We start from the raw sequence: 1434 nt of genomic DNA on the forward strand, positions 1-1434 counted from the left end.
CAAGGGGCGGGTGGATGCGGTGCGCTCGAAAGTCTTCTCGAAGCTCGCTCGCGAAATCACCGTGGCGGCCAAGATGGGCATGCCCGACCCCGCCATGAACCCGCGCCTGCGCGCCGCGATTCTGGCGGCCCGCGCCGAGAACATGCCCAAGGACAATATCCAGCGCGCCATCAACAAGGCGGTGGGCGGCGAAGGCGAGAATTACGACGAGATCCGCTACGAGGGCTACGGCCCCGGCGGCGTCGCGCTGATCATCGAGGCGATGACCGACAACCGCAATCGCACCGCCTCGGACATCCGCTCCTATTTCACCAAGAGCGGCGGAAACCTGGCCGAGACCGGCGCGGTCTCGTTCATGTTCGACCATGTGGGCCTCGTCGAGTTCGGCCCGGATGTGGCCGATGCCGACACCATGCTCGACGCCGCCATCGAGGCGGGCGCCGACGACGTGGTGTCGACCGAGGACGGGCACGAGATCTATTGCGCCAACACCGCCCTCAACGAGGTCGGCAAGGCGCTGGAAGAAAAATTCGGCGAGCCGAAGGCCTCCAAGCTGGTCTGGAAGCCGCAGACGCCGATCCTCGTGGACGACGAGGCCGGCGAAAAGCTCATGCGCCTCATGGAGACGCTCGAGGAGCACGACGACGTGCAGAACGTCTACGGCAATTTCGAATTGTCCGAGGCGCTCGTGCAGAAGATGTCGGAATAGGCTCGGACTTTCCCCTCCCCCTTGTGGGGAGGGTCAGGGTGGAGGTGTCCGCGCCACTCTTGCTCCCTTGCGGCGCTCACACCCACCTCCAACTCCTCCCCTCAAGGGGGAGGAGAGCAGGCCGCGCTTCGGCCAGAGGATTCGAAGGACATTCATGGACCCCATCCGAATCCTCGGCCTCGATCCCGGCCTGCGCAACACCGGCTGGGGCATCATCACCATCGCGGGGTCGAAACTCTCCTTTGTGGCCTGCGGGGTCGTGACCTCGGATGCGGAGCTCGATCTGGCCTTGCGCCTGAAACAGCTCCACGACCGCCTCACCGACGTGGTGACGACCTGGAATCCCCACGAGGTCGCGGTGGAAGAGACTTTCGTCAACAAGGACGCGCAGGCGACCCTGAAGCTCGGCCAGGCCCGCGCCATGTCGCTGCTGGTGCCGGCCATGCACAACCTGCCGGTTGCGGAATACGGCGCCAATCAGGTCAAGAAGACCGTGGTGGGCGTCGGCCACGCGGACAAGAACCAGGTGCTGGCCATGGTAAAGATCCTGCTTCCCAAGGCCGATCCGAAAAAGGCCGACGCCGCCGACGCGCTCGCCATCGCTATCTGCCACGCCCACCAGCGAAAAGCCCGGGCTTTGGCCGCCAGCTATTAGGGTGTTACACGCGGGAATCACCTTTTCCCGGGTGGGAGGTTGCGGGGTCGGCGGGCAGCCCCCTCACCCC

The 1434-nt window shown here is 65.2% G+C and carries 2 protein-coding genes; both read left to right on the forward strand.

Annotated features, from left to right (window positions below; genetic code table 11):
- On the forward strand, positions 1 to 709 hold a 709-nt coding region (locus tag AC1DVM_RS23090), incomplete at its 5' end, for a YebC/PmpR family DNA-binding transcriptional regulator (protein WP_477258471.1).
- Positions 710 to 863: 154 nt separating this feature from the next.
- Entirely contained in the window at positions 864 to 1364 is a 501-nt protein-coding gene (gene ruvC / locus AC1DVM_RS23095) for a crossover junction endodeoxyribonuclease RuvC (protein WP_477258473.1), read from the forward strand.
- Positions 1365 to 1434: the final 70 nt, after the last annotated feature.

It is taken from the genome of Microvirga sp. P4_A5, assembly GCF_056402495.1.

Excerpts from the sequence above, each read along its gene's own strand:
- ruvC (WP_477258473.1), top strand. The coding sequence starts at position 864 with ATGGACCCCATCCGAATCCTCGGCCTCGATCCCGGCCTGCGCAACACC.